Origin of the sequence: Achromobacter aloeverae, assembly GCF_004121055.1 — a bacterium.
GTDB classification, from domain to species: Bacteria; Pseudomonadota; Gammaproteobacteria; order Burkholderiales; family Burkholderiaceae_B; genus Bordetella_C; species Bordetella_C aloeverae.
The window spans coordinates 530,344-556,420 of record NZ_PYAL01000002.1 but is presented as its reverse complement, the minus strand read 5'-3'; the positions used below and the strand labels follow the sequence as shown (position 1 = coordinate 556,420).

Annotated in this window: 23 protein-coding genes and 1 pseudogene; 5 read left to right on the top strand and 19 right to left on the bottom strand. The window is 66.9% G+C overall.

The window, feature by feature from the left end; genetic code table 11:
• Window positions 1-10: 10 nt before the first annotated feature.
• Window positions 11-1,222 (bottom strand): efflux RND transporter periplasmic adaptor subunit, encoded by a 1,212-nt coding sequence (locus C7R54_RS09380; RefSeq protein WP_129149915.1) that lies wholly within the window; start codon window positions 1,220-1,222, stop codon window positions 11-13.
• A gap of 240 nt (window positions 1,223-1,462) precedes the next feature.
• On the opposite strand from C7R54_RS09380, the gene C7R54_RS09375 reads away from it, so the two are divergent.
• The gene (locus C7R54_RS09375; RefSeq protein WP_129150441.1) at window positions 1,463-2,353 is read left to right on the top strand and encodes a LysR family transcriptional regulator; all 891 of its coding nucleotides are present in this window, start codon (window positions 1,463-1,465) and stop codon (window positions 2,351-2,353) included.
• Window positions 2,354-2,450: 97 nt separating this feature from the next.
• Here the strand turns inward: C7R54_RS09375 and C7R54_RS09370 are convergent, their stop codons facing one another.
• Window positions 2,451-3,182 carry a pseudouridine synthase gene (locus C7R54_RS09370; RefSeq protein WP_129150439.1) on the bottom strand — a complete coding sequence of 244 codons (732 nt, stop codon included), beginning with the start codon at window positions 3,180-3,182 and terminating at the stop codon, window positions 2,451-2,453.
• An 89-nt stretch (window positions 3,183-3,271) separates the two neighbouring features.
• On the opposite strand from C7R54_RS09370, the gene C7R54_RS09365 reads away from it, so the two are divergent.
• On the top strand, window positions 3,272-3,850 hold the full coding sequence (locus C7R54_RS09365; protein WP_129149914.1) for a chorismate--pyruvate lyase family protein: 579 nt from the start codon (window positions 3,272-3,274) through the stop codon (window positions 3,848-3,850).
• Window positions 3,851-3,896: 46 nt separating this feature from the next.
• Here C7R54_RS09365 and C7R54_RS09360 read toward each other — a convergent pair whose 3' ends face one another.
• The 6 genes from C7R54_RS09360 to C7R54_RS09335 form a co-directional block, all read right to left on the bottom strand.
• Complete coding sequence (locus C7R54_RS09360) at window positions 3,897-4,436, bottom strand: YaeQ family protein (RefSeq protein WP_129149913.1); 540 nt, start codon at window positions 4,434-4,436, stop codon at window positions 3,897-3,899.
• Between the two features lie 70 nt (window positions 4,437-4,506).
• Window positions 4,507-6,501 carry a dipeptide ABC transporter ATP-binding protein gene (locus C7R54_RS09355; RefSeq protein ID WP_240039449.1) on the bottom strand — a complete coding sequence of 665 codons (1,995 nt, stop codon included), beginning with the start codon at window positions 6,499-6,501 and terminating at the stop codon, window positions 4,507-4,509.
• Window positions 6,502-6,506: 5 nt separating this feature from the next.
• A complete protein-coding gene (locus C7R54_RS09350; protein WP_129149912.1) occupies window positions 6,507-7,385 on the bottom strand; it encodes an ABC transporter permease in 879 nt (292 codons plus the stop codon).
• Window positions 7,382-8,326: an ABC transporter permease gene (locus tag C7R54_RS09345; RefSeq protein ID WP_129149911.1), complete on the bottom strand. Its 945-nt coding sequence runs from the start codon at window positions 8,324-8,326 to the stop codon at window positions 7,382-7,384. Before C7R54_RS09345 ends, C7R54_RS09350 begins: the two co-directional genes overlap by 4 nt.
• A gap of 71 nt (window positions 8,327-8,397) precedes the next feature.
• Window positions 8,398-9,912 (bottom strand): ABC transporter substrate-binding protein, encoded by a 1,515-nt coding sequence (locus C7R54_RS09340; RefSeq protein WP_129149910.1) that lies wholly within the window; start codon window positions 9,910-9,912, stop codon window positions 8,398-8,400.
• A gap of 51 nt (window positions 9,913-9,963) precedes the next feature.
• Entirely contained in the window at window positions 9,964-11,592 is a 1,629-nt protein-coding gene (locus tag C7R54_RS09335; RefSeq protein WP_129149909.1) for a gamma-glutamyltransferase family protein, read from the bottom strand.
• 340 nt (window positions 11,593-11,932) lie between these two features.
• On the opposite strand from C7R54_RS09335, the gene C7R54_RS09330 reads away from it, so the two are divergent.
• Window positions 11,933-12,820: a LysR family transcriptional regulator gene (locus C7R54_RS09330; RefSeq protein WP_129149908.1), complete on the top strand. Its 888-nt coding sequence runs from the start codon at window positions 11,933-11,935 to the stop codon at window positions 12,818-12,820.
• 28 nt (window positions 12,821-12,848) lie between these two features.
• Here the strand turns inward: C7R54_RS09330 and C7R54_RS09325 are convergent.
• From C7R54_RS09325 to C7R54_RS09315, 3 genes and pseudogenes are all read right to left on the bottom strand, one after another.
• Window positions 12,849-13,229 (bottom strand): annotated as a pseudogene (locus C7R54_RS09325) (YkvA family protein); the annotation flags it as partial.
• A gap of 199 nt (window positions 13,230-13,428) precedes the next feature.
• Window positions 13,429-13,767 (bottom strand): P-II family nitrogen regulator, encoded by a 339-nt coding sequence (locus C7R54_RS09320; protein ID WP_129149906.1) that lies wholly within the window; start codon window positions 13,765-13,767, stop codon window positions 13,429-13,431.
• Window positions 13,768-13,800: 33 nt separating this feature from the next.
• On the bottom strand, window positions 13,801-15,435 hold the full coding sequence (locus tag C7R54_RS09315) for an NAD+ synthase (protein WP_129149905.1): 1,635 nt from the start codon (window positions 15,433-15,435) through the stop codon (window positions 13,801-13,803).
• Between the two features lie 84 nt (window positions 15,436-15,519).
• On the opposite strand from C7R54_RS09315, the gene argH reads away from it, so the two are divergent.
• Window positions 15,520-16,950: an argininosuccinate lyase gene (gene argH / locus C7R54_RS09310; protein ID WP_129149904.1), complete on the top strand. Its 1,431-nt coding sequence runs from the start codon at window positions 15,520-15,522 to the stop codon at window positions 16,948-16,950.
• 96 nt (window positions 16,951-17,046) lie between these two features.
• Here argH and rlmD read toward each other — a convergent pair whose 3' ends face one another.
• The 7 genes from rlmD to surE all read right to left on the bottom strand — a co-directional run bounded on the left by rlmD (window position 17,047) and on the right by surE (window position 23,960).
• Window positions 17,047-18,495 carry a 23S rRNA (uracil(1939)-C(5))-methyltransferase RlmD gene (gene rlmD / locus C7R54_RS09305; RefSeq protein WP_129149903.1) on the bottom strand — a complete coding sequence of 483 codons (1,449 nt, stop codon included), beginning with the start codon at window positions 18,493-18,495 and terminating at the stop codon, window positions 17,047-17,049.
• 151 nt (window positions 18,496-18,646) lie between these two features.
• Window positions 18,647-19,405: a TorF family putative porin gene (locus C7R54_RS09300; RefSeq protein WP_129149902.1), complete on the bottom strand. Its 759-nt coding sequence runs from the start codon at window positions 19,403-19,405 to the stop codon at window positions 18,647-18,649.
• Window positions 19,406-19,870: 465 nt separating this feature from the next.
• On the bottom strand, window positions 19,871-20,521 hold the full coding sequence (locus tag C7R54_RS09295; RefSeq protein ID WP_158021180.1) for a hypothetical protein: 651 nt from the start codon (window positions 20,519-20,521) through the stop codon (window positions 19,871-19,873).
• Window positions 20,522-20,654: 133 nt separating this feature from the next.
• Complete coding sequence (locus tag C7R54_RS09285) at window positions 20,655-21,434, bottom strand: 3'-5' exonuclease (protein ID WP_129149900.1); 780 nt, start codon at window positions 21,432-21,434, stop codon at window positions 20,655-20,657.
• Complete coding sequence (locus C7R54_RS09280) at window positions 21,431-22,333, bottom strand: peptidoglycan DD-metalloendopeptidase family protein (RefSeq protein WP_129149899.1); 903 nt, start codon at window positions 22,331-22,333, stop codon at window positions 21,431-21,433. Before C7R54_RS09280 ends, C7R54_RS09285 begins: the two co-directional genes overlap by 4 nt.
• 17 nt (window positions 22,334-22,350) lie before the next feature.
• Window positions 22,351-23,043, bottom strand: a complete 693-nt coding sequence (locus tag C7R54_RS09275; protein ID WP_129150437.1) for a protein-L-isoaspartate(D-aspartate) O-methyltransferase — start codon at window positions 23,041-23,043, stop codon at window positions 22,351-22,353.
• 155 nt (window positions 23,044-23,198) lie between these two features.
• Complete coding sequence (surE, locus tag C7R54_RS09270; protein ID WP_129149898.1) at window positions 23,199-23,960, bottom strand: 5'/3'-nucleotidase SurE; 762 nt, start codon at window positions 23,958-23,960, stop codon at window positions 23,199-23,201.
• Between the two features lie 200 nt (window positions 23,961-24,160).
• On the opposite strand from surE, the gene plsY reads away from it, so the two are divergent.
• On the top strand, window positions 24,161-24,808 hold the full coding sequence (gene plsY / locus C7R54_RS09265) for a glycerol-3-phosphate 1-O-acyltransferase PlsY (RefSeq protein ID WP_129149897.1): 648 nt from the start codon (window positions 24,161-24,163) through the stop codon (window positions 24,806-24,808).
• Between the two features lie 63 nt (window positions 24,809-24,871).
• Here plsY and tsaD read toward each other — a convergent pair whose 3' ends face one another.
• Window positions 24,872-25,909 (bottom strand): tRNA (adenosine(37)-N6)-threonylcarbamoyltransferase complex transferase subunit TsaD, encoded by a 1,038-nt coding sequence (gene tsaD / locus C7R54_RS09260; RefSeq protein WP_129150435.1) that lies wholly within the window; start codon window positions 25,907-25,909, stop codon window positions 24,872-24,874.
• Between the last annotated feature and the right edge of the window lie 168 nt (window positions 25,910-26,077).

Here is a 26,077-nt window from a genome sequence, read left to right as displayed (position 1 = left end):
CTGCGGGCTCCTAGCGGGCTTGTGCCGCCGCGGCCGGAGCCGCCTGGGTCTGGCCAGCGGCCGCCGGGGCGGCGCTGACTTCATTGGCCGTGACTTCCGCGCCCGGACGAGCCGTCTGCAGGCCTTCCACCACGACACGGTCACCGGCTTGCAGGCCGCCTGTCACCAGCCAGTTGCTGCCGATGGCGCGGTCGGTCTTGATCTCGCGGACCTCGATCTTGCCCTGCGCGTTCACCACCATGGCGGTGGGGTTGCCGTTCTGGCTGCGCGAAACGCCTTTCTGGGGAACCAGCAGGCCTTGCTGGGCGATGCCGTCGACCAGGCGGGCACGCACGAACATGCCGGGCAGCAGGCGATGATCGGGGTTGGGGAATATCGCGCGCAGCGTCACCGCGCCCGTGCTCTGGTCCACCGTGACTTCGGAGAACTGCAGCTTGCCCTGCTGGCCGTACTGGCTGCCGTCTTCCAGCGTCAGGCTGACCTGGGCCGCCTGGTCGCCTTCGACGCGCTTGATCAGGCCCTTGGACAACTGGTCCTGCAGGCGCAGCAGCTGGGCGCTGGATTGCACCACGTCGACGTAAATGGGATCGATCTGCTGCACCGAGGCCAGCGCGGTGGTCTGGCTGGCGGTCACCAGCGCGCCCTCGGTCACCGAGGAGCGGCCGATGATGCCTTCGATGGGCGACAGCACGCGCGTATAGACCAGGTTGATGCGGGCCGTGTCGACGGCCGCCTTGGCCGATTGCACGTCCGCGGCGGCCTGGTCGCGCGAGGCGACGGCGTCGTCGTAGGTCTGGCGGCTGATGGCGCGGGTCTCGACCAGCGGCTTGTAGCGCTGCGCCAGCAAGGCCGCGCTCTTGAGCGTCGCCTCGGCGCGCGCCAGCGCGGCGCGGTTGCTGTCCAGGGTCGCCTGGTACAAGGCGGGATCGATCTGGTACAGCTGCTGGCCCGCCTTCACATTGCCGCCCTCGACGAACGTGCGCTTGAGCACGATGCCGTTGACCTGGGGACGCACTTCGGCGATACGGAAGGCCGACGTCCGCCCCGGCAATTCCGTCGTCAGCGAGACGGGCTGGGTCTTCAAGGTCACCACGCCCACCGTGGGCTTGCCGGCCTGCGGCGCCTGTTCCTGTTTACCGCACGCGGCCAACGCGAGCGTGATTGCAGCGATAGCCGCTACCGCGCCCGTGCGCGCGGCGGTCTTTTTTTTCAGTTGTTGCATTTCCTGGTTCCAACGTAAGCGGGGCTCGGACACCTGCTGGCCGCAAGCCGAAGCGGGTTAGGCGGTTTGATAGACGACAAGCGCAAAAACGCAAACCCTAATTTTTACCACTTGCTAGATTTGCTGCGATGCAAAAGAGTGCATTGTGCACTATTCCACTGGGGTAACAAGCTAAAGCCGGCACGAAAACATAGTTCCACTCATGGGATAATAGCGGTTATGAGCAAACAGTTACAAACCATGGAATTATTCGTCGAGGTGGCCAAGGCGAAAAGCTTCAGCCGCGCCGCCCTGGCCCTTGGCGTGCCCAAGTCCACCCTGTCCAGGCAAGTGGCCGAGCTGGAACGATCCCTGGGCTTGCGCCTGCTCAGCCGGACCACCCGCAAGGTCGAGCTGACCGACGCCGGCGAGCGCTATTACGCGCGCTGCCAGCATATCGTGGCCGAGGCCCAGGTGGCTCATGAAGAAATCATGGATCTTGCCAGCACGCCCTTCGGGCCGCTGCGCGTCAACATGCCCGCTGACTTTGGCACCGACTTCCTGGCGGAGATCTTCATGGAGTTCTCGCGCCGCTATCCGGACGTAACCTTCCGCCTGGACCTGGCGGCGCCCGAACATGCCGGCCAGGTTTTCCAGACCTGCGACGTCGCCATCGAAATCGGCGAACAGCCGGCCCAGACCCGCATCGCGCGCCAGCTGGGCACCATGTCCGCCCATCTTTACGCGGCGCCCCGCTACCTGGCGGAGCACGGCACGCCGACCCACCCTGCCGACCTCGCGCGCCATGAGTGCATCGAGTTCCGCGCCAACCAGGGTTCGCGCGTCACGCGCTGGCCCCTGCACAGCGCAGGAGAACATATCCAGTTCCATCCTGGCAAGCGCTTCTCCCTGAACAGCACCGGCATGATCCGCCGGCTGGCGGTGCTGGGCGCGGGCATCGCCATCCTCGCCGAGGACAGCGCGCGGGCCGAGCTGGCGGCCGGAACGCTGCAACGGGTGCTGCCGGACTGGGAGGCCGGCCCCTTCCCCGTCTATGCGGTGACGGAGACCCGGCTGCTGCCCGCCAAGACGCGCATCTTCGTCGAGTTCCTGGCCGAGCGGCTGCGCAGCGGCTTGATCCGCGTGCGCTGACAATGGCCGGTCCGGCCGGCGTCAGCGTACGCGACGCACATGACAAAAAGCTGGCGCCGCCATCACATGGAAACCGACTGAAAGAACTGCCGCGAATCTAGAATTTTTCGTGGTCGCGCAGATAGCGCCACTGTCCCAGCGGCAAATCGCCCAGCGCCACCCGGCCGATGCGCACCCGCTTCAGGCCTATGACCTTCAGGCCCACCAGTTCGCACATGCGGCGGATCTGCCGCTTCTTCCCTTCCTTGAGCACGAAGCGCAACTGGTCGTCGTTCTGCCACGTGACGTGCGCCGGCCGCAACGCCTTGCCGTCGAGCGACAGGCCATGATTGAGCAAGGCCAGGCCGTTGGGCGCCAGGCGCCCCTGCACGCGCACCAGGTATTCCTTCTCGACGTCGGAGTCCTCGCCGATCAACTGCTTGGCGATGCGGCCGTCCTGCGTCAGCACCAGCAAGCCGGTGGAATCGATGTCCAGCCGGCCGGCCACGGCCAGGCCTTGCAGATGGCCCCGTTCGAAACGCAAGGGCGCGCGGTCGTTGGCGGCGCGGCTGCGGGGCGTGACCAGCACCACCGCGGGTTGATAGCCGTCCTCCGCCTGGCCGGACACATAGCCGATCGGCTTGTTGACCAGGATGGTGACGCGGGCGGTCTGGCGGGCCTGCGCGGCGCGCTCCAGCGTGATGACCTGGTCGGGAAAGGCGCGGGCGCCCAGCTCGGACACGACCACCCCGTCGACCCGGACCCAGCCCCGCTCGATATAGCTGTCGGCCTCGCGGCGTGAACAAAGCCCGCGTTCGGACATGAGCTTGGAGATACGTACTTTTTCCATGGGGACGGCGGCGTGCAAAAGACGCATTTTACGTTGCGAACCCTGCCCCGATTTTGCCGGGCGGCGATCGGACGGGATAATACGCCGCCATGAAGACTCCGCATCTATCCGCGGGCGGCTGGTTGCCCGCCCCCCCGCCCTCCCTCACCGCCGTCCAGAAATACTGGCTGTTCCGCCCCGGCGCCTTGACGGCCGGCCTGCGCCAACTGGGGCAGGTGCGGTTGCGCGTGCTGGCCGAATATCCCGAAGGCGCGCAATCCGACGAGGCACTGGCCCTGCGCCTGGCCCCGGGCGCGGCGGTCTGGGTGCGCGAAGTCCTGATGTCGGTGGACGGCGTGGACAGCGTGGTGGCCCGCAGCCTCACGCCCCTGGCCGCGTCGCACGCCATGTGGCAGGGTATGCGGCGCCTGCGCACGCGGCCGCTGGCGGACATGCTGTACCACGACAGCAGCGTACGCCGTTCGCGGTTCGTCTGCCGCCGCCTGGCGTCGCCGGTGCCTTTTCATCGCACCGCCGAGGATGTGTCGCAGGCTTCGCGTCGCCTGGGCGCGGCCGGCATCCTGGCCCGGCGCTCCGTTTTCTGGCGCCAGGGTCAGCCGCTGCTGGTGGCCGAGGGCTTCCTGCCCGCGTTCTGGGACCTCGCCCGCGTCCTGCACGATGTCCGTTGAGCCCTGAAGGGGTTCGACGGCCGGCCGGTGGCGCGGGAGCGCCGGATCAGCGCCAGATCCGCGGCGACACGGTCACCTCGCCGCCGGGCGCGGTGACATAGAGCTCGCCGTCCTGCATGTTCACATGCAGATCCATGGTCCGCTGGGCCAGACGTCCCAGTTCCTGGGTCGCCGTGGACGGGAAATAGACCACGCCCAGGTTGCGCGCCCGCTCCACCTTGTTGCGTATGCCGTTCCACCAGATATCGCTGGCGTGGCCGTAGCAATACACCAGCACCTGGTCGGCGCGGCCGCAGGCCTTGAGCAGGCGGCGTTCGTCGGGCTGGCCGATTTCGATCCAGGTCTGGATCGCCCCGGTCAGGTCCTTGCGCCACAGGTCCGGCTCGTCGGCGTCGCTCAATCCCTTCGTGAACGCCAGCGTCTCGTCCGCATCGGCGTTCAAGGCGTAGGCCAGCAGGCGCACCATCAACCGCTCATCCGTTTCCGACGGATGACGCGCCACGGTGCAGGCGTGGCTGCCGTAGTAGTGCCGGTCGCCGTCCGCGATATGCAGATCGGCCTTGTAGATGGTGGCGCGCAATGCCATGAAACCTGACCTTCGTAAACTGATTTTCGTAAAACGCGCCCACACCGGCACGACGGCGCCATCATAGCGCTCAATAAACCCCGACCGAATGCCGCGCCACGTAATGGCCCGGCCCGACCTCGACCAGCGGCGCGACCAGCGGCTCGTCGCCGACCTTGCGCACGGGGCTCGGTATCTCGTCCACCAGCAGGGACCGTTGCCGATGCCGGCGCTGCGGATCGGCGATGGGCACGGCGGCCATCAGCTTCTTCGTGTAGGGATGCTGCGGATTCTCGAAAATGGCGCGGCGCGGGCCGATCTCCACGATCTGCCCCAGGTACATCACCGCCACGCGGTGGCTGACCCGCTCCACCACCGCCATGTCGTGCGAGATGAAGAGGAAGGACACGCCCAGTTCCCGCTGCAGGTCCAGCAGCAGGTTGACGATCTGCGCCTGGATGGACACGTCCAGTGCCGACACCGATTCATCGGCGATCACCACCTTGGGATTCAGCGCCAGGGCCCGCGCGATGCACACGCGCTGGCGCTGGCCGCCGGAGAATTCATGCGGATAGCGGCTGATCATTTCCGGCAGCAGGCCGCACTTGTCCATCAGCCAGCGCACCCGCTCCTGCGCCGCCTTGCCCTTGGCCGCGCCGTGGATCAGCAGAGGTTCCATGATGGAGTCGCCCACGGTCATGCGCGGGTCCAGCGAACCGAACGGGTCCTGGAAGATGAACTGGATATGGCGGCGCAGCGTCTGCATGGCCGCGCCGCGCAGCGCGCCGATGTCGCGCCCGTCGAACTCGATGGAGCCGCCCTGGCTCTTGACCAGTTGCAGCAGCGAACGGCCCGTGGTGGTCTTGCCACACCCCGATTCGCCAACCAGTGACAGGGTCTCGCCGGGGTAGAGATCGAAGCTGACCTTCTCCACGGCGTGCACGCGGCGCTGGACGCGGCCCAGCACGCCGCCGGCGATGTCGAAGCGCGTGACCAGGTCGCGCACCTTGAGCACCGGCCCCTGCTCGCGCCGGACGGTGCTGGGCTGGGCCACCGCCTGCGCGCTGGATGATGCGGCGGGCGCCGCAGCAACCTCAGCCCCCCTCGCGCCCTCAGCGCTCTCGGCACCCTCGGCACTCGCGGCACCATCGGCAGTGGCAGCCGCGCCGACAGGAGCCGTTGCATCGGCACCAGCGGCGGCGCTGGCCAGCGCATCGCTCACCTTCAAAAGCGGGAACGGCGATGGCTCGTCCGTGCCATGCATCGCGCCCAGGCGCGGCACGGCCGACAGCAGCGCCCGCGTGTAGGGATGCCGCGGACGGGCGAACACTTCGTCCGATCCGCCCTCTTCCACCTTGTCGCCGCGATACATCACCAGCACGCGGTCAGCCACTTCCGCCACCACGCCCATGTCGTGCGTGATGAAGATCACGCCCATGTCCATTTCCTCCTGCAACTGGCGGATCAGTTGCAGGATCTGGGCCTGGATGGTCACGTCCAGCGCGGTCGTCGGCTCGTCGGCGATCAGCAGCTGCGGCTTGCACGACAACGCCATGGCGATCATCACGCGCTGGCGCATGCCGCCGGACAGCTGGTGCGGATAGCGTTCCAGCACCGACTTCGCTTCCGGGATGCGCACGCGCTCCAGCATGCGCAAGGCCTCGGCGCGAGCGCCGGCCGCGTCCAGCCCCTGGTGCAGCTGCAAGGCTTCGGCGATCTGCCGCCCCGACGTGAAACTGGGGTTCAGCGAGGTCATCGGCTCCTGGAAGATCATCGCCACGTCCGCGCCGCGCACGCGCTGCAAGGTGCGCTCCGACGCGGCCGTCATGTCCAGGACTTCGTTGTTGCGCCGGCGCAGATGGATGCGGCCGTTGGCGATGACGCCGCCGCCGTACTCAACCAGCCGCATCAGGGCCAACGACGTCACCGACTTGCCGGAACCGGACTCGCCGACGATGGCCAGGGTCTCGCCCCGGTCCACGTGGAAGGAAACATTGCGCACCGCCTCGACGGTGCGGTCATGGGTCTTGAAGCGCACGGTCAGGTCCTCGACCTGCGCCACGCGCTGCGTATCGATCATGGCCATGGTGTCTACTTGTCCTGACGGGGATCGAGGGCGTCGCGCAAGCCGTCGCCCAACAGGTTGAATCCCAGCACTGCCAGGAAAATCGCCGAGCCCGGGAAAATCGACATCCAGGGCGCCTGCGTCATGAAGTTCTTGGCCGTGTTCAGCATCGAGCCCCACGAAGGATTGGGCGGTTGCAGGCCCAGGCCCAGGAAGGACAGGCTGGCCTCGGCGATGATGGCCGTGGCGATGGTGATGGTGGCCTGCACGATCAGCGGCGGCATGATGTTGGGCAGCACGTGGCGCGCCAGGATGCGCAGGTCCGACGCGCCCAGGGCGCGCGCGCTCTGCACATAGTCCTCGCTGCGCACCGCCATGGCCTGCCCGCGCGCCAGGCGCACGAACTTGGGCGCCGCCGACACGCCGATGGCGATCATCGCGTTGACCAGGCTAGGGCCAAGGAAGGCGGCCAGGGCGATCGCCAGGATCAGGAAAGGAATCGCCAGCAGGGCCTCGGTCACGCGCGAAATCGCGCTGTCGGTCCAGCCGCCGAAATAGCCGGCCACCAGCCCGAAGGGCACGCCCACGACCATGGCGATGACCACGGACGCCAGGCCCGCCATCAAGGACGCACGGGCGCCGTAGACCATGCGGCTGAAGATGTCACGGCCCAGCTCGTCGGTGCCCAGCCAGAACTTGGCCGACGGCGCCTTGCGGATGGTCGAGAAGCTGGTCTGGAAGGGATCGTGGTTGGCGATCAGCGGGGCCAGGATGGCGACCACGACGAAGAACAGCACGATCGCCGCGCCCACCATGGCGATGCGATTGCGTTTGAATTTGCCCCAGGCCCGGTTGCCGCTGCGAGGCGGCGTGCCGGGCGCGGCCGCGGCGGAAGTTGCGCTCATGAGTGCCTCAGACGGGGGTTGACGACGATGTAGAGAATATCGGCCAGCAGGTTCATCGCGATGAAGCCCACGGCCACGCACAGCACCACGCCCTGCACCACGGCATAGTCGCGGTTGAACACGGCGTCGACCACCAGCTTGCCGAAACCGGGGATGGTGAACACCTGCTCCGTCAGCACCGCGCCGGCCAGCAGTTCGCCGAACAGCAACGTGACCAGGGTGATGATGGGCATCAGGGCATTGCGCAGGGCATGGCGCAGGACCACGTTGCGCGGCGACACGCCCTTGGCGCGGGCCGTGCGCACGTAGTCGGCGCCCAGCGCCTCCAGCATGGACGAACGGGTATGGCGCATCAGGTAGGCCGCCAGCGACGTGGACAGCACGATGGCGGGCATCAGCATGGTCTTGATCGATAGCCAGAAGTCCTCGCTGGGCGATACGTAGCCGGACGCCGGCAGCCAGCGCAGTTGCACCGACACCACCATGATCAGGATGATGCCCAGCCAGAAGTTCGGAATGGACATGCCGGACAGCGCCGCCACGTTGGCGCCATATTCTGTCAGCTTGCCCTTGCGCACGGCCGCCAGGATGCCCGTCGGTATGCCCACGAGCAGGGCCAGCACCATCGCCATGGCCGCCAGTTGCAGCGTCACGGGCAGCTTCTGGGCGATCAACTGGGTCACCGGCACGTCGGTGCGCAGCGATTTGCCGAGGTCGCCGGTCATGACCTGCTTGACCCACGCCACGTATTGCACGGGCATCGGATCGTTCAGGTGGTATTTTTCGCGCAGGTAGTCGAGCACGGCCGGGTCGCGCTCTTCGCCGGCCAGGGTCAGCACGGGATCGCCGGGCAGGAGTTTTTGCAGCGCGAACACGATGATCGACACCAGTATCAGTGTCGGTATCGCGACGATCACGCGGCGCAGGATGAGTTTGATCATGGGTAAGACCGGAAAATGCCAAGCGCGCGGTGTCTCCCGGATAAGGAAGACGCCGCGCGCCAGGACTTGCTTTACTTCTGGGCGAAGGAGACGCCTTTCAGGCGAATCATACCGTCAGGATACGGCATGAAGCCCTGCACCTTGCGCTGCATGGCGAAGGGCCACGGCTGGAAATACAGGAAGGCGTCAGCCACGTCCTTGCGCAGGATGGCCTGGGCCTGGTCGTAGAGCGCCTTGCGCTTGCCCTCGTCCGGCACCTTGCGGGCATCGAACAGCAGTTTGTCGACGTCCGCGTTGCAATAGCCGCCGTCGTTCAGCTCGCCCTTGCAACTGACGAACTGGGTGATATTGCCGTCGGGATCGGGACGGCCGGACCAGCCGCGCAGGGCCAGTTCGAAATTGCCGTTGTGCATCTGGCCGAGCAGCGCGGCATAGTCGGTGGGCCGCAGGCTCAGTTCGATGCCGGCTTCGCGCTCCATGGCCTGGATCATTTCGGCGATCGCGGCGGTGGTCGTGTTGTTGCCGAAGGCGAGCTCCGCCTTGACCTGCGTCTTGCCGGCTTCCTTGAGCAGCGCCTTGGCCTTCTCGACATTGCGCTTGACCAGCGGGAACTTGTCGCTATGGTAGGGGCTGGCCGGCGGGAACGGCTGGTTGGCCGGCTCGTAAATACCGCCGCCCACCACTTCATTGATGGCGTCGCGGTCCAGCGCCAGCTCGAAGGCGGCGCGCACGCGCGGATCGCGGAAGGGACTGCTTTCCGCGCGCTTGCCGTTGTTCGAGTTGAACACCACTTCCTGGAAACCCAGGCCCGCCACCGACGAGAAGTGCAGGCTGCTGTCCTTCTTCACGTCCGGCGCATCGGAGGGACTCAGGCGCTCCAGCATGTCCAGGCCGCCGGCGCGCAGGTTCTGCAGGCGCACCGTGGTATCCGGAATGGGCAGGAAGGTGATGCGGCTGAAGTGGTAGTTCTTGGCGTCGTAGTACTTGTCGAACTTGTCCAGCACGATGCGATCGTTCTGGACCCGCTCGACGAACTTGTACGGCCCCGAGCAAATGGGCTTGCGGCCCACCGCGTTGGGGTCCTTGGGATCGAAGGACGCGGGCGACAGCATCATGCCGGCCCGGTCGCTCAACTGGGCCAGCAGCGTGGCGTCGGGTCCCTTGAGCGTCAACACCAGGGTCTCGGCGTCGGGCGCGTCGACCTTGTCGACCGACGCCAGCTCGCCCTTGCGGAAGCTGTCCGGCAGCGTGCGGGCGCGGTCCAGGTTGGCCTTGGCGGCGGCGGCGTCGAACTTGGTGCCGTCATGGAACACCACGTCCTTGCGCAGCTTGAAGGTCAGCACCGTGTTGTCGGTGTTCCAGTTCCACGACTCCGCCAGCTGCGGCACGATGTGCAGGCGCGGATCGATGTCGACCAGCTTGTCGCACAGGGACGTGAAGACGATGCGGCCGACGTAGGTGCGTGCGCGATGCGGATCGAGCACGTCCGGGTCTTCCTGCAACCCGATGCGGATCTCCTGGGCCAGGGTGGCCCCGGACGCCAGCATCAGGACCGCTGCGCCGACGGCGCTTGCCAGTTTTTTCATATTGCTGATCCCCTAGTTTCGATTGCTCAAGAAGGCTTGGAAACCGAGGGCCTAGAAACCCACGGCCTGGCCGTCGCGGCGGCTGTCGCTGGCGGCGACGTAGCCCAGCTCGCGATCGTGCTCGGACATGCGCCAGATGAACTGGCCCGAACCGAAGTCCATGTACGGATCGTTGACGCTCTTCAAGGCATGGCCCAGGTTCTTCAGCCCTTCAACCGTGCTCGCCGGCATGGTCGACTCCAGGTCCACCGTGAAGTCGCGGTTGACCTTCCAGCGCGGCGCGTCGCAGGCGGCCTGCGGGTTCTGATGATAATCCAGCATGCGCGAGACCGTCTGCAGATGGCCTTGCGGCTGCATGTCGCCGCCCATGACGCCGAAGCTCATCACGGGCTGGCCGTCGCGCGTCAGGAAGCCGGGGATGATGGTATGGAAGGGACGATGGCCGCCCTGCACCACGTTGGCCGCCTTCGGGTCCATGGAAAAGCCGACGCCCCGGTTCTGCAGGCTGATGCCGGTACCCGGCACCACCACGCCCGAGCCGAAGCCCATGTAGTTGGACATGATGAAGGACACCATCATGCCGCTTTCATCGGCGGTGGTCATGTAGATGGTGCCGCCGGCGTGCGGGCGGCCGGCCGCGAAATGCGTGGCGCGATCCATGTTGATGAGCTTTGCGCGCGAGGCCAGGTAGGCGTCGTCCAGCATCTGCTCCGGCGTCACTTCCATCGAGCGCGGGTCGCCGACGTACTTGTACAGGTCGGCGAAAGCCAGCTTCATGGCCTCGATCTGCAAATGCTGGGCACGCACCGAGTCCAGCGGCAGGCCGGCCTGGTCGAAATGGTCCAGGATGCCCAGCGCCATCAGCGCGGCGATGCCCTGGCCGTTGGGCGGAATTTCATGCACGTCGTAGCCGCGGTACTTGCGCGAAATGGGCTTGACGAAGTCGGGACGGTAGTTGCGCAGGTCGTCCAGCGTCATCGAACCGCCGCATTCCTTGCTGTGCGCGACGATCTTGGCGGCGATATCGCCTTCGTAATAGTCGCGGCCCTTGCTCTCGGCGATGCGGCGCAGCGTCCAGGCGGCTTCCGGGATGCGGAAATGCTCGCCGACGGACGGCGCGCGACCGTTGGGCATGAAGGCCTGGGCGAAACCCGGCTGGTCCTTCAGCTCGGCAACGGCGGCGTCCCACTTGCGCGCCGTGATGGGCGGCACGGAATAGCCGCGTTCGGCGATTTCGATGGCGGGCTCGAACAGGGTTTCGAACGGCAGCTTGCCGAATTTCTCATGCAGGGCGGCCCAGCCGGCCACGGCGCCGGGCACCGTCACGCTGTCCCAGCCGCGCTTGGGCTGGACCGCGAGGCCGTCCGCGCCCGTGCCGTACTTCTTCTTGAAGTAGTCGACGTTCCAGGCGGCCGGGGCCACGCCGGAGGAGTTCAGGCCTTGCAGTTCCTTGCCGTCCCACACGATGGCGAAGCAATCGCTGCCCAGGCCGCAGGAAACCGGCTCGGTCAGGGCGATGGTGGCCGCGGCCGCGACGGCGGCGTCGATGGCGCTGCCGCCCTTGAGCAGCATGCGAAGGCCTGCCTGGGCGGCCAGCGGATGCGACGTCGACACGATATTGCGGGCGAACATCGGCGCGCGTATGGTCGGGTACGGGTTTTCCCAGAGAAAGTTCTTCATATGACGCTCGGCTAGAAGTAAATGGCGTGAGGGCAATCAAACACCGCAAGGTACACGCGTGATCTAATTAAATCAATTTGATTTTTTTTCGCGTCAAACAAGAAAATTTTATGAGTCATGGGGACGTCATTCCGGGACTGGGCAGCACCGCCGCAGGGGCGCTGGCCTGCCCGGCCAGCGCGGTCGACCGGTACCCACGCCCCGACGGCGACGCGCGCCGCGGGCCGGCCGTACCGGCCGCGCCCGCCCGGTCCTGGCCGCTGGCTAGCGGCTGGGGCGATGGCGTCGCTCTCCAGCGTGTCCCTGGCGCTCCTGCCTACTTACTTGAATCGCCTAATCGATGAGCACCATTCGTTTCCTGCGCACCTTTGTCGCCGTCTCGCGCTACGGCTCTTTCTCGGAGGCGGCCGAGCGGGTCGCGCTTACCCAGGCGGCGGTCAGCTTCCAGATGCGCGCGCTGGAAGAGGAACTGGGCCGCGAGCTGTTCGACCGCAGCGGGCGGCTGGCCATCCTCAACGCGGCGGGCCGGGACCTGCTGCCCGAGATCAAGCAATTCCTGGATCTGTACGACCGTATCCGTTCGCCGCGCCGGCCAGGGCCGGGCGAACTGGCGGGATCGGTGGCGGTGGGCGCCATCGTGTCCTGCATGGGCCTGCTGTCCAAGGCCGTGTCGGCGCTCAAGCGCGAACATGACGGCCTGGACGTGCGCCTGTTTTCCGGCAAGTCCAGCGAACTGGCGGGCAAGGTCGAGAGCGGCGAGCTGGATGCCGCGCTGGTGGTGGAATCGGGCCGGCGCATGGCCAGCACGCGCTGGACGCCGCTCTATGAAGAGCCCTTGGTGGTGATCGCCCCGCCCAGCGCCTCGGGCGACACCCTGCACGAGCTGCTGGAGCGCAACCCCTTCCTGCGTTTCGACCGCACCCAGCGCACCGGCCTGCAGATCGACCGCGTACTGCGGCGCCTGAACGTGCATGTGCACGAATTCCTGGAGCTGAACGCGATCGAGACCGTGGTGGAACTGGTGCGGCAGGAGGTCGGCGTCACCCTGCTGCCCTTGCTGAAGGCGGCGCAGTGGGCAAGCGCGCCGGACCTGCGGGTATTGCCGCTCCCGGAAGACATCGGGCCTATCGTCCGGGCCGTCGGCCTGATAGACCGTCGCGAGCATTCCCGCCAGGCCATCACCGATTCCATCTTCCAGCGCTGCGCGCAACTACAGGACGAACGCTAGTACGAGGGCGCCAGGCGACGCCCCGCCATCAGGCATGGAAATATCGATAGGCCAGCCATGCGGCCAGCGCGATCGACGCCGCCCAGATCAGCGCGATGACAACGCCGGCAAGACGGCTGGCGGGGCGTCCGGCAGCGAGCGCGGCAGCGGCCCGGTGTTCGGCCATGATCCCGGGCGGGATGAGCCTGACGACCGCCAGGATTCCCAGCGGGACCAGGATAACGTCGTCCAGGAACCCGATCACCGGTATGAAGTCCGGTATGAGATCGATGGGAGACAGTGCGTACCCGGCGACGCAGGCGGCGAGCACCTTCGCATACCAGGGCACCCTGGGATCTCTTGCCGCAAGGTAAAGCGCATGGGCATCACGTTTTATCGACCGCGCCCAGGTCTTCAGCTTTCCGGCCATGTCCGCCTCTCCGCACTTGCATCGCTCGTCGATTCACGCCGTGCAGACCGAGATCCAGCCAACTAAATAAAAACCCAACACTAAAGTAAAAACCCAACACAAGAACCCCGGCCCATCGGGGAAACCGCGGATCCGGGTCCCCCGGTCCGCGGGTTTCGCCCCCTGGGGGGCCGCGCTCCGCGCGGTAGGGGGGGGCCTTCTACAATGCTTCGTCGTCGGCTTCGCCGGTGCGGATGCGGATCGCTTGCTCCACGTGGGTAACGAAAATCTTGCCGTCGCCGATCTTGCCCGTCCGCGAGGCCTTGACGATGGCTTCGATGGCCGGCTCGACCAGCTCATCCGGCAACACCACTTCGACCCGGATCTTGGGCAGGAAGTCCACCACGTATTCGGCGCCGCGATAGAGCTCGGTATGGCCTTTCTGACGGCCGAAGCCCTTGACCTCGGTGACGGTCAGCCCGCTGACGCCCACTTCGGCCAGCGCCTCGCGCACTTCGTCGAGCTTGAACGGTTTGATGATAGCGGTGACTTGTTTCACTTGAGGTCCTTTCTACACTCTATTTATTGGGGCTTACACGGTTTCGCGAAAGCCATTGGTGACAGGATAGCGCCAATCCCGGCCAAACGCCCGCGGCGTAATTCGCGGTCCTGGAGGAGCCTGGCGGCGCTTGTATTCATTGATGCGGATCAGGCGCACCACCTGCTCCACCGCCTCCCGCGGAAAGCCCGCGGCGACGATATCGGCGGCCGACTCGTTGCGCTCCATATAGCGCTCGACGATGCCGTCCAGGATGTCGTAGGGCGGCAGGCTGTCCTGGTCCTTCTGGTCCTCCCGCAACTCGGCCGACGGCGGCCGCGTGATGATGCGTTCCGGTATGACTTCCTGCTGCCGGTTGCGCCATACGGCCAGCCGGTAGACCAGGGTCTTGGGCACATCCTTGATGACGGCGAAGCCGCCGGCCATGTCGCCATACAGCGTGCAATAGCCCGTGGTCATTTCCGACTTGTTGCCGGTGGTCAGCACCAGCCGGCCGGTCTTGTTCGACAGCGCCATCAGCAGGGTGCCGCGCGCGCGCGCCTGGATATTCTCTTCCGTCGCGTCCACCGGCCGCCCGGCGAAATGCGGCGCCAGCATGGCCTCGAAGGAATCGACCACCGAGCCGATGGTGATGACGTCGTACTGCACGCCCAGGCGCCTGGCCATGTCCTCGGCATCGATCTGCGAAATGTCCGCCGTATAGCGCGACGGCATCATGACCGCGCGCACGTTCTCCGCGCCCAGCGCATCCACCGCCACCGCCAGCACCACGGCCGAATCGATGCCGCCGGACAAGCCGATGATGGCGCCGGGAAAGCGGTTCTTGCCCAGATAATCCCGCACGCCCAGCACCAGCGCCTGCCAGACCTGCGCCTCGGGTTCCGGCGCCGCGGCGTCCGCCTGGGACGTCACGGGACGCACATTGCCCTGGGCGTCGACCTCGATGGACTGCACCGCTTCGGTGAAATCCGGCAAGCGCGCGGCCATGCGGCCGGTGCGGTCCATGGCGAAGGAGGCGCCATCGAACACCAGCTCATCCTGTCCGCCCACCATATTGGCGTACACCACCGCGCAGGCGCCGACGCGCACGCAATCGCGCGCCACGCGCAGGCGATCGTCCTGCTTGCCGGTGTTGTAGGGCGACGCGTTGGGCACCAGCAGCACCTGGGCGCCGGCCTCGCGCGCGGCCGCCGGCGCGCGGTCGAACCACATGTCCTCGCAGATCACCACGCCGAAGGTCACGCCGGCGACCTCGAAGGTCAGCGGCGCGCCGTCCGCCTTGAAATAGCGCTGCTCGTCGAATACCGAATAATTGGGCAGTTCGCGCTTGCGGTAGCTGCCCAGCGCCGCGCCCTCGAAGAAGACGGTCGCGGCGTTGTACAGTGACCGGCCCTCCCCGTCGACGTGGCCCACCACCACCCGCAGGCCCTTGAATTGCGCCAGTTCCTGGCGCAGGCCGTCCAGCACCTCCAGCTGCGCCTGCACGAACTGCGGTCGCAGCAGCAGGTCCTCGGGCGGATAGCCGGTCAGGACCAGCTCCGGCGTCAGCAGGATGTCAGCCCCCTGCTCATGCGCCTGCCGGGCGGCCGCCAGCACGCGCTGGGCATTGCCGGACAGGTCTCCGACACAAGCGTTGATCTGCGCGATAGAGACTCGGGCTGTACTCATTGCTGGGGATGGGGAGAGGCAGAAAAAGAGGGATGAAATTATCGCATGCCGCGTTCGCGGCCGGGTTCTATAATCCCCCCCACTATGGCAAACACCCCCGCAAACTCCCCCGCCCCCACGCAAGACCAGTTCGCCAACAAGGCCCAGGCCTGGTCCGCCCGCTTCTCCGAGCCGGTTTCCGATCTCGTCAAGCGATACACCGCCTCCGTGGATTTCGACAAGCGCCTGGCGCGCCACGACATCCAGGGCTCGCTGGCCCACGCCGACATGCTGGCTGCCCAGGGCATCATTTCCGCCCAGGACCTGGCCGACATCCAGCGCGGCATGACGCAGATCCTGTCCGAGATCGACGCAGGCCGCTTCCAGTGGCTGCTCGACCTGGAGGACGTGCACCTGAATATCGAAAAGCGACTGGTGGAGCTGGTCGGCGACGCCGGCAAGCGCCTGCATACCGGACGCTCCCGCAACGACCAGGTGGCGACCGACATCCGCCTGTGGCTGCGCGGGGAAATCGACATCCTGCTGGACCTGCTGCGGCAACTGCGCCACGCCCTGGCCGGCGTGGCCCTGGAGCATGCCGGCACCATCATGCCGGGCTTCACCCATTTGCAGGTGGCCCAGCCCGTGACCTTCGGCCATCACCTGCTGGCCTACGCCGAAATGTTCGGCCGCGACGCCGAACGGCTGGCCGACTGCCGCCGCCGCGTCAACCGCCTGCCGCTGGGCGCCGCCGCCCTCGCCGGCACCAGCTACCCCATCGATCGCGAGCGCGTCGCGCGCACCCTGGGTTTCGACGGCGTTTGCCGCAACTCGCTGGACGCCGTGTCGGACCGGGATTTCGCCATCGAGTTCTGCGCCGCCGCCGCGCTGGTCATGACCCACGTGTCGCGCTTCTCGGAAGAACTGGTGCTGTGGATGAGCCCGCGCGTCGGCTTCATCGACCTGGCCGACCGCTTCTGCACCGGCAGCTCCATCATGCCGCAGAAGAAGAACCCGGACGTCCCGGAACTGGCACGTGGCAAGACTGGCCGCGTCAACGGCCACCTGGTCGCCCTGCTGACCCTGATGAAAGGCCAGCCGCTGGCGTACAACAAGGACAACCAGGAAGACAAGGAAGGCTTGTTCGACACCGCGGATACGCTGCGCGACACGCTGACCCTCTTCGCGGACATGGCCGGCGGCATCAAGGTCAAGGCCGACAACATGCGTGCCGCCGCCTTGCAGGGCTTCGCCACGGCCACCGACCTGGCCGACTACCTGGTCAAGCGCGGCCTGCCCTTCCGCGACGCCCACGAAGTGGTGGCGCACGCGGTGCGCGACTGCGAGCAGCGCGGCTGCGACCTGGCCGACCTGACGCTGGCCGAGCTGCGGGCCTACAACGCTGCCATCGGCGAGGACATCCACCAGGTGCTGACGCTGGAAGGCTCGGTTGCCGCGCGCAAGCACATCGGCGGCACGGCGCCCGAACGCGTGCGCGAGGAAGCGCAGCGCGTGCTGGACGAAACCCGGGGTTGATGACGAAGTCCGGGGTTGGTAACGAAGCCCGGGATTGGTGACCGGGCTGCAATGAACAAAGGCACGCTTGCGCGTGCCTTTGTTTTTGCCGCTGACTCAGGCGGTCGTGGCGGCGGTGGGCGCTGCCTGCTGTTGCTGTTCCGCCTGTTGCTGTTCCGCCTGCTGCTGTTGCTGCTCCGCCAGCAGCCGCTTCTCGGCGGCCTGGTTCTGCGCCGCCAGCACGGCCTCGTCGTCCAGCGACTCGAACACGGCGATGGATTCGACGTGTCCCGTGTGCGGGAACATATTGATCACGCCCGCGCTGCGCAGCACATAACCGCCCTCGTGCACCATGATGGCCGCGTCGCGTGCGAGCGTGGCGGGGTTGCAGGACACGTAGACGATCCGGCGCGGCCGTTCCGCCGGCGCCAGCAGGGCCAGCGCCTGCGCCACCGCCTGCGCGCCTTCGCGCGGCGGATCGATCAGCATGCGATCGAAGTAGCCCAGGCCGCGCAGCCACTTCACATCCACCTCGAACAGGTTGAGCGTGGAAAAGCGGGTGCTCGCGCCCAGCCCGTGGCGGTGCGCGGCGTCCAGCGCGCGGTCGGTCAGGGCCTTGCTGCCCTCGACGCCCACCGCCTCGCGCGCCAGCGTCGCCAGCGGCAGCGTGAAATTGCCCAGGCCGCAAAACAGGTCCGCCACGCGGTCGGTCGGCTGGACCTCCAGCAGCGTCAAGGCCCGCGAGATCAACGCGCGGTTGATGGCATGGTTGACCTGCGTGAAGTCGGTCGGCTTGAACGGCATGCGCAGTCCGAATTCCGGCAGCGAATACGCCAGCGTGTCGGCGTGCTCGCGCTCCAGCGGATGACAGGTATCGGGCCCCTTGGGCTGCAGCCACCATTGCACGCCGTGATGCGTGGCGAACTCGCGCAGGATGGCGATGTCGCCGTCGGTCAAGGGCTCCAGGTGGCGCAGCACCAGGACGGTGGCCACGTCGCCCACGGCGACCTCGATCTGCGGCATGCGGTCCGGGCGCGACATGCGGGTGATCATGGCGCGCAGCGGCATCAGCAGGCCGGCCACGTGCGGGGGCAGGACGTGGCATTCGCGCATGTCGGCCACGTAGCTGCTCTTGCGCTCATGGAAACCGACCAGCACCCCGCCCTTCTTGGCCACCACCCGCACCGACAGGCGGGCGCGGAAACGGTAGCCCCAGGTCGGCCCGTGCAAGGGCGCCAGCACCCGGGCCGGACGCAGCTTGCCCACATGCCAGAAGGTGTCTTCCAGGGACCGTTGCTTGATCGCCACCTGGGCCGAGGGCTCCAGGTGCTGCATGGCGCATCCGCCGCAGACGCCGAAGTGCGGACAGCGCGGCTTCACGCGCTGCGACGACGGCCGCAGCACGTCCACGGTACGCGCGATTTCATACGACGGTTTGCGGCGCACGGTTTCCACCGTGACACGTTCGCCAGGCAAGGCGCCTTCGACGAAAACCACCTTGCCGTCGCGGCGGGCGATTCCCCGGGCTTCCAGATCCAGGGATTCGATATCGAGAACTTCGGCCATTAAGCTATCCAGGCATGACTATTCGAGCAGCCGGGCATTGTAATGGAACCCTAGCGACGGAAAAAACAACGCCCGCCGTTAGTGGCGGGCGTTGTCCCCTTGGGAGCTGGCGGACTCGGGTCCGCTCGAAACTCGAAACTCGGAAACCTGGTTAGAACGTGCGCTGGATGGACGCCAGGATGCCCAGGCGGCCGGCGGGATGGCCGTACTTGGTGTTGTACCAATTGTCCTTGGACGCCCCGACCGCGGCCAGGCCGAAGACCCAGCCCTTGATGTCCTTGGTCACGCCCAGCTTGTAGTCGACGTAATGGCCCAGGTCGTCGCCGTCGGTGTCGGTTGCGTTCTTCAGTTTCTGGTAGCCGACGTGGCCCAGCAGGCCCCAGCCGTCGCCCAGGTCGAAATTGGCCGATGCGTCCAGGTACCAGGTGCCCTTGGAGTTCGGGGTGCTGAAGAAGTCGCCCGGGGTATAGGAGTACTTCAACGAATAATTGGCGTAGCTGCCGCCTATGTAGAGATCCGTGTTGTTGTAGTTGCCGCCCTTGGGCGAGCTGGAACCGGGGTAGTAGTAGTGCAGCACGCCGACATCCAGGCCAAAACCGTGGCCGATGTCACCCTTCCAGCCGCCGTAGAAGTCCATTTCCAGGTTGCCGTCGGTGTACACGGCGCTGGACACGTTGGAGTTCCAGTTGCCCAGGTAGAAGCCGGACGTATGCGTCAGGTCGAAACCCAGTTGCGCCGCCGGACGAAAGTCCGTCTGCGAATAGCCTCGGAAACGATAGTCGTTGGTCACCGTGGCATTGCCGCTCAGGGACAGGCCAGCCCCCAGGTCGGTCGGCTCGGCGGCCAGCGCCGGGGCAACCGCCAGGCAGGAAGCCAAGGCAAAGGGTACAGCGAGCAGCGTCTTCTTCATGGTTCGGATCCTGATGAGAGAACAAGTTGAGACTTATGGGGACGACGGCGGCATCGCCGCCCGGCCGTCGCGTGCTTGGAAACTGCCGTACAAGCCAGGAAGGTCCTTTTGCGACGCTCTTCCCTCCTCCGGAAGACGTCAGACCTGACTGGCCCTGTTTCCTTTCAAGCACGATCCATGCCAACTTTTTCACTTGGTTAGGAATCTATCCAAATCATTCACAATGCACCATATTGGTGCGATTCGCTGTGCATCGCCGCGTCTGTGCGCACAAAAAAAGCCCTCGGCGCGCGGCTTGAGGGCAATCTCCTTTGTCGGGACAAGAAAATGCCCGGTCCGGAACCGGACCGGGCATTCCCGGGTGCCATGCTGGCGCCTGCCGCCTAGGGCCTGACCTGAAGCCCAGGCGCGACCAGGATCTCACGCCTGGCCGGCGGGGCAGCACCTTATGCCGTCACCGGACGATCAGCCCGCCGGCTTGTCAGCCGGCGCCGGCGCCCCGGCGGGCGGCGGGCGATGGCCGTCCGGGCCACGATGCTCCCCGCGATGCTCCTTGCGGTCGGCTTCCCAACGGGCCTGGCGCTGCTTGACGAACTGGGTCACCTGGCCGCGCTGGGTATCGTTCAGGCTATCCCAGACCGCCAGCCACTTCTGCTTGACCTGGTCGACCTGGCCCTGGAACTGCTGGCGGCTCTGGCTTTCCTGGTCCATCAGCGCGTGCGGGTCCAGCTTGCCGGCCTTGATCTGCTCGTCGAGCAGTTGGTGGCGGGACCGGCCGGCCTCGTGCATGGACTTGCCCAGGTCACGCTGGGCCTCCTGCGCGGTCTTGAACAGGCCTTCCTGCTGGGTATTCAGCTTCAGCTGATCGACTTCCTTCTTGCCGATGGGGCCCAGGCCGGGAATCCACAAGGCGTCGCGCATGCCCTCCCAGCGGCGGTGTTCGCCGGGACCGGCGTGCGAGCCCTTGCCGGCGTGACCGCCTTGCGGGGCCGTGGCCGCGGGCGCGGCGGCGGGAGCGTCAGTGGCGGCGGCGGCCAGGGCCGTGCCGGACAAGGCGCCGGCGGCAAGGGTCAGCGACAGGCCGGCAATGATAGGACGAAGTGCGAATCGGGACATCTTGGTCTCCTGTGGAGTGGGAACGCGAGACCATTGTCTGTCCAGCCTGATTACGAGTTGGTTTCTTATCCGAGGAGGATTATTTCAGTCGGTTGCGAAAGTGGGGTTTCAGGCCCGCTTCCACAAACCCTCCTCAATTTGCGTCCCACGCGGCCAGGTATTCCCGCCAGTGCGGCGCCGGGTTGTTGGCCAGCGATTCGCGCACCAGCGCAATCTCCTCGTCGTACGAGACGCGGTCCAGCTCGCCACGCAGGAAGCGCCAGCGGCAGTAGACCAGCCAGGTATTGACGACGTCGGTCTCGCAATAGGCGCGCACCTCGTCGGCGCGTCCCTGGCACCAGGATTCCCACACCTTGCCGCCGTCCATGCCCAGCTTGCCGGGAAAGCCGCAAAGCTTGGCCAACTGGTCCAGCGGTGCATTGGCGCGCCCGTTGTACTTGGCCAGCACGTCCATCAGGTCGATGTGGCGGGTGTGATAGCGGCCGATGTAGTTGTTGAACTTGAACTCGCGGTCGTCCTCGCCCAGGTCCCAGTAGCGCGGCGCCGGGACGCCGTGGATCAGGCTGCGATAGTGCAGCACGGGCAGGTCGAAGCCCGAGCCGTTCCAGCTCACCAGCTTGGGCGTATAGCGCTCTATCGTCTTGAAGAACTGAGCCAGCAGGGCCGGCTCCGCATCGTCCGGGTTGCCCAGCGTCCGCACGCGAAAGCCCTGCTCGTCGCGAAAGACGCAACCGATGACGGCGATCTGGTGCAGGTGCAGGGGCAGGAAATCGCCGCCGGTGGCTTCGCGGCGCGCGGCAAAGGCGCGCTCCGCCACCTCCAGGTCGGACACGTCGGGCCCCCAGCCGTTGAGCCGCCGCAGACCCTGCACGTCAGGCAGGGTCTCCAGGTCGAAGACCAGGGTCGGCGTCATCGCTGCGGCAGGTATTGCAAGGGGTCGACCGGGGTGCCCTGGCGCCGGATCTCGAAATGCAGGCGCGGCGACGCGGCGTCGGTCTGGCCGATTTCGGCCACCTTGGTGCCGCGCTTGACCTCCTGGCCGGTCTTCACCAGCAAGGCGCGGTTGTGCGCGTAGGCGGTGATGAAGCCGTTGTTGTGGTTGATGATGATCAGGTTGCCCAGGCCGCGCACGCCATTGCCGCTGTACATCACCTTGCCGTCGGCCGCCGCCGTGACGGGATCGCCGGCGTTGCCGCCGATGTCGATGCCCTTGGTGTTGGCGTTGAAGGTCTGGATCAGTTGTCCGCTGGCCGGCCAGGCCCAGTTGATGATGCCGGCATCAGCCGCGCGCGGCGTCTTCGGCGTCTCGGCCACGGTGGGCGGGGGCTGGGTGCTGGGCGTCGTCGCCGGCGGCGCGGACGGCGACGACGGCTGGGGCTGTTCGCCCGGCGGCGGCAGCGGCGTGGGCTCCGTATTCTGTTCCGGCGGCTTGGCGATCGGACGCGCGCCGATGGGTCCGGCGGCGCCGCCCGCCGGGGCGGACAGCTTGAGAACCTGGCCGACGGACAGGACGTTGGAATCGCTCATGCCATTCCAGCGCTTGAGGGTGTCCACGTCGACGCCATTGGCGCGAGCGATCTTGTACAAGGTGTCGCCAGGCTTGACGACATACGTGCCGCCCGTTGCACCACTGGTCGCCGGCGCCGGCGGCGCGTTGGTCAGGTCGACCACGGGCGCGCGCGGCCCGGTCGTGCAACCGGCGAGGACCACGCAGCCGAACAGGCCCGCGATCATGAAGCTACGTTGCGCGCGCATGAAGGACGCGCCCGCGAAATGACTGATTCCGGTCAGTGACAACTGCCCGTTGAGCATATGATTCTCCTGGTTGCTCAAGATTGTATGCCGGCCCTTAGCGGAACAAAACGCACCGCTTCCAATTCCGTACGCTTCCACGCCGTCGCGCTGGTCCGCTCGACCAGCACCAGGCGCTGGTTCGATGTGCCTTCCGGCGCGATCAGCCGTCCGCCCGGCGCCAACTGATTCAGCAGCGCCTGCGGGATGGCGATGCCCGCGGCGGCCACAACGATAGCATCGAATGGCGCGGCGTTAGGCAGGCCCAGCATGCCGTCGCCATACGTTAACCGCACTCGCGTGTTCAGGCGCAACGACCGCAGGTGATCGCGCGCCAAATCAAAAAGTCCGCGTATTCTTTCAATGGCGTAGACATCCCGGACGATATGCGCAAGCACGGCCGCCTGGTAGCCGCAGCCTGCGCCGACCTCCAGCACCCGCGTTGGCGCGCGCCCCTCGCAGACGGCGGCGATCATGCGCGCCACCACCCACGGCTGGGAAATCGTCTGGGAATGGCCGATCGGCAAGGCCGCATCGTCGTAGGCGCGGCTGGCCAGCGCCTGGTCGACGAAGATGTGGCGCGGCACGGCCTCCATGGCGGTCAGCACCCGTTCATCGGTAATGCCCTGGGCGCGCAGCCGTTGCACCATGGCCGAGCGCAAGCGCGCGGAATTCAAGCCCAGATTGCCGGCGGCGCTGGGCGCCGCGGGCGCCGCCGCGGGCCGCGGCAGCGTGGCCGACGAAATCCGCGTATTGCTGTTGGCAGCCGTCACGCCCTTGGGCGCCTGGCCGCTGTGGCTGCCGATGCCCGTGGCCGGGTTGACCCGCGTGCGCGTGGGCTCCGCCCGCGTCGCAGAGGCCGGGGTGGATGCCGCCGTCGGAGGGTTCACCGGCTTGCGCATAGCGGCTCCGCCCAGGCGCGGACCGGGTCGAGTTGCGCCTGGTGCGTAAGGTCCAGGCGCAAGGGGGTAATGGATACCTTGCCTTCGGCGACAGCGTGGAAGTCCGTTCCCGGCGTCGCGTCGGCGGCGCCGCCGGCGGGGCCTATCCAGTACACCGGATCGCCATAGGGCGTGGTGGTGCGGACTACCGGTTCCGACGGATGGCGCTTGCCCAGGCGGGTGACGGCCCAGCCGGTCATGGCTTCCAGGGGACGACTGGGAAAATTGACGTTCAGCAGCACCGGCGCGGCCAGCGGCTGCGCGATCTGGTGCTCCACCACCCGGCGCGCCATGGCGGCGGCGGCGTCCAGGTTCTCCCATCCTTTCTGGGCCAGCGAGAAAGCGATGGCGGGAATGCCGAAGAGATAACCCTCGGTCGCGGCGGCGACGGTGCCGGAATACAGGGTGTCGTCACCCATGTTCGCGCCATTGTTGATGCCGGAGACCACCAGGTCCGGACGGACGGGCACCAGGCCGCCGGTCAGGGCGACGTGGACGCAATCCGAGGGCGTGCCGTTGACGTACAGGAATCCGTTGGCCGCTTCGCGCACGGACAAGGGCCGGTTCAGCGTCAGGGAATTCGACGCGCCGCTGTGGTTGACCTCCGGCGCCACGACCGTCAATTCGCCCAGCCCCCGCAACGCCTCGACCAGCGCCAGCAGGCCCGGCGCCGTATAACCGTCGTCGTTGGATACGAGAATCCGCATTGTCCTTCCAAAAATATGCTTACCTGGCGCGGCCTACGCCAATTGCCGCCTTGATGGGGCGTTTCTACCTTGGAGCGGCCATCGGCAAAAACAAACCGCCGGAGCGGCTCGAATTGTACCCGCTGCGCATCCCGAACGCCGCCATGGCGGGCGGCCGAGGGAGTAGAATCCGCGGCTGTCGTCCTTATGGAAACCTACTCATGGTGCAGGAACCGCATTCCATCTTGTTTAGCCTGGCCCTGGTCGTACTGGCTTATGTGATCGGGTCCGTCCCCTTCGCGGTCGTGGTAAGCAAGCTGATGGGATTGCAGGACCCTCGCAGCTATGGATCCGGCAACCCGGGCGCCACCAATGTGCTGCGCTCCGGCAGCAAGACGGCAGCCGCGCTGACGCTGCTGGGCGACGCCGCCAAGGGCTGGTTCGCCGTCTGGCTGGCCGAACGGCTGGGTACGCCGTCGCTGTCCTGGAACGTGGTGGCCATGGTCGCGCTGGCGGTTTTCCTGGGACATCTGTTTCCGCTGTTCCTGCGTTTTCGCGGCGGCAAGGGCGTGGCGACGGCGCTGGGCGTGCTGCTGGCGATAGAGCCCCTGCTGGCGCTGGCCACCGTGGCGACCTGGCTGATCGTGGCGGTGTTTTTCCGCTACTCGTCCCTGGCCGCGCTGGCCGCGGCGGTCTTCGCGCCCTTCTACTACGTTTTCGGCAGCGGGCTGGCCTGGTATGCCCAGGGACCGCTGACCGTGGCCATCGCCATCATCGTGCTGCTGCTCATTTTCCGGCACCGCGCCAACATCACGCGGCTGCTGAACGGGACCGAATCGCGCATCGGCAGCAAGAAAAAGGCAAGCTGAGAAAGGCGGCCTGGACGCCGGAGCGCACGACCTGGACGCCCCTGGGCCGCCCAGGCCGGCATTTCAGGCCGATATATCCGCCAGATCCCAGCGCGGACGCACCGTGAACGCATGCTCGTCCCGCCGCAGCGTGACCAGTCCGGCCTTGACCCGCTCACTGGCGGCAAAAGCGATCATCGCCCCATTGTCGGTACAAAGCTCAAGCGGCGGAAAATAGGCGCGCGCCTTCAGGCGCGGCAGCGATTGTGCCAGCCGCGCGCGCAGCCGCTTGTTGGCCCCCACCCCACCCGCCACCACCAGCCGCTTCAAGCCCGTCTGCTTCAGGGCTTTTTCCGCCTTGGCCGCCAGCACGTCGACGATGGCGGCCTGGGTCGCCGCCGCAAGATCGGCGCGCGCCTGGTCGTCCAGCGTGCCACCGTCCTTTTCCGCGGCCCGCACCCGCGTCAGCACCGCCGTCTTCAGGCCGCTGAAGCTGAAATCCAGGTCGCCGCTATGCAGCATCGGACGGGGCAGCTCGAACCGGCTCGCATCGCCATGTTCGGCCATCGCCGCCAGCGCGGGGCCGCCGGGGTAGCCCAGGCCCAGCAGCTTGGCCGATTTGTCGAAGGCCTCGCCGGCGGCGTCGTCCAGCGTCTCGCCCAGCAGCGCGTAGCGGCCGACGCCGTCGACCCGCATCAATTGCGTATGGCCGCCCGACACCAGCAGGGCCACGAAGGGAAACTCCGGGCGGGGGTCGGCCAGCAGGGGCGACAGCAGATGCCCCTCCAGGTGATGGATGGCAATGGCGGGCAGGTCGCGCGCCCAGGCGAAGGCCTGGGCCACGCTGGCGCCGACCAGCAAGGCGCCGGCCAGGCCGGGGCCCGCGGTGTAGGCGACGGCGTCGACATCGGCCACGGTCAGTCCCGCATCCGCCAGGGTCTTGCGGGTCAGCGGCAGCACGCGCCGCACATGGTCGCGCGACGCCAGTTCCGGCACCACCCCGCCATACTCCTGGTGCATGGCGATCTGCGTGTGCAGGGCGTGCGCGAGCAGGCCGCGAGCGGTGTCGACCACCGCCACGCCGGTCTCGTCGCAGGAGCTTTCGAAGCCAAGAATAATCATGATGGGCCGCAGTTTACCTTGCGCCGGCGCGGCGCCGCCCACGCCTTGCATTGCGCCGGCGCACCGTGCCCGCGCCTTGCCGCCGCGGGACGTCCGGGACCTCGGCCGGCCCCGGGCGGCCCCGGCAGCCTTCGGCATGCGCGAAGCGATACCATAGCCAATTGCCTA

Excerpts from the sequence above, each read along its gene's own strand:
- plsY (WP_129149897.1), top strand. The coding sequence starts at position 24,161 with ATGGTGCAGGAACCGCATTCCATCTTGTTTAGCCTGGCCCTGGTCGTA.
- C7R54_RS09280 (WP_129149899.1), bottom strand. The coding sequence starts at position 22,333 with ATGCTCAACGGGCAGTTGTCACTGACCGGAATCAGTCATTTCGCGGGC.
- C7R54_RS09360 (WP_129149913.1), bottom strand. The coding sequence starts at position 4,436 with ATGGCATTGCGCGCCACCATCTACAAGGCCGATCTGCATATCGCGGAC.
- C7R54_RS09350 (WP_129149912.1), bottom strand. The coding sequence starts at position 7,385 with ATGAGCGCAACTTCCGCCGCGGCCGCGCCCGGCACGCCGCCTCGCAGC.
- rlmD (WP_129149903.1), bottom strand. The coding sequence starts at position 18,495 with ATGGCCGAAGTTCTCGATATCGAATCCCTGGATCTGGAAGCCCGGGGA.
- C7R54_RS09340 (WP_129149910.1), bottom strand. The coding sequence starts at position 9,912 with ATGAAAAAACTGGCAAGCGCCGTCGGCGCAGCGGTCCTGATGCTGGCG.
- C7R54_RS09295 (WP_158021180.1), bottom strand. The coding sequence starts at position 20,521 with ATGTCCCGATTCGCACTTCGTCCTATCATTGCCGGCCTGTCGCTGACC.
- C7R54_RS09285 (WP_129149900.1), bottom strand. The coding sequence starts at position 21,434 with ATGACGCCGACCCTGGTCTTCGACCTGGAGACCCTGCCTGACGTGCAG.
- C7R54_RS09335 (WP_129149909.1), bottom strand. The coding sequence starts at position 11,592 with ATGAAGAACTTTCTCTGGGAAAACCCGTACCCGACCATACGCGCGCCG.
- surE (WP_129149898.1), bottom strand. The coding sequence starts at position 23,960 with ATGCGGATTCTCGTATCCAACGACGACGGTTATACGGCGCCGGGCCTG.
- C7R54_RS09370 (WP_129150439.1), bottom strand. The coding sequence starts at position 3,182 with ATGGAAAAAGTACGTATCTCCAAGCTCATGTCCGAACGCGGGCTTTGT.
- C7R54_RS09355 (WP_240039449.1), bottom strand. The coding sequence starts at position 6,501 with ATGGCCATGATCGATACGCAGCGCGTGGCGCAGGTCGAGGACCTGACC.
- C7R54_RS09330 (WP_129149908.1), top strand. The coding sequence starts at position 11,933 with ATGAGCACCATTCGTTTCCTGCGCACCTTTGTCGCCGTCTCGCGCTAC.
- tsaD (WP_129150435.1), bottom strand. The coding sequence starts at position 25,909 with ATGATTATTCTTGGCTTCGAAAGCTCCTGCGACGAGACCGGCGTGGCG.
- C7R54_RS09315 (WP_129149905.1), bottom strand. The coding sequence starts at position 15,435 with ATGAGTACAGCCCGAGTCTCTATCGCGCAGATCAACGCTTGTGTCGGA.
- C7R54_RS09300 (WP_129149902.1), bottom strand. The coding sequence starts at position 19,405 with ATGAAGAAGACGCTGCTCGCTGTACCCTTTGCCTTGGCTTCCTGCCTG.
- argH (WP_129149904.1), top strand. The coding sequence starts at position 15,520 with ATGGCAAACACCCCCGCAAACTCCCCCGCCCCCACGCAAGACCAGTTC.
- C7R54_RS09375 (WP_129150441.1), top strand. The coding sequence starts at position 1,463 with ATGGAATTATTCGTCGAGGTGGCCAAGGCGAAAAGCTTCAGCCGCGCC.
- C7R54_RS09365 (WP_129149914.1), top strand. The coding sequence starts at position 3,272 with ATGAAGACTCCGCATCTATCCGCGGGCGGCTGGTTGCCCGCCCCCCCG.
- C7R54_RS09380 (WP_129149915.1), bottom strand. The coding sequence starts at position 1,222 with ATGCAACAACTGAAAAAAAAGACCGCCGCGCGCACGGGCGCGGTAGCG.
- C7R54_RS09345 (WP_129149911.1), bottom strand. The coding sequence starts at position 8,326 with ATGATCAAACTCATCCTGCGCCGCGTGATCGTCGCGATACCGACACTG.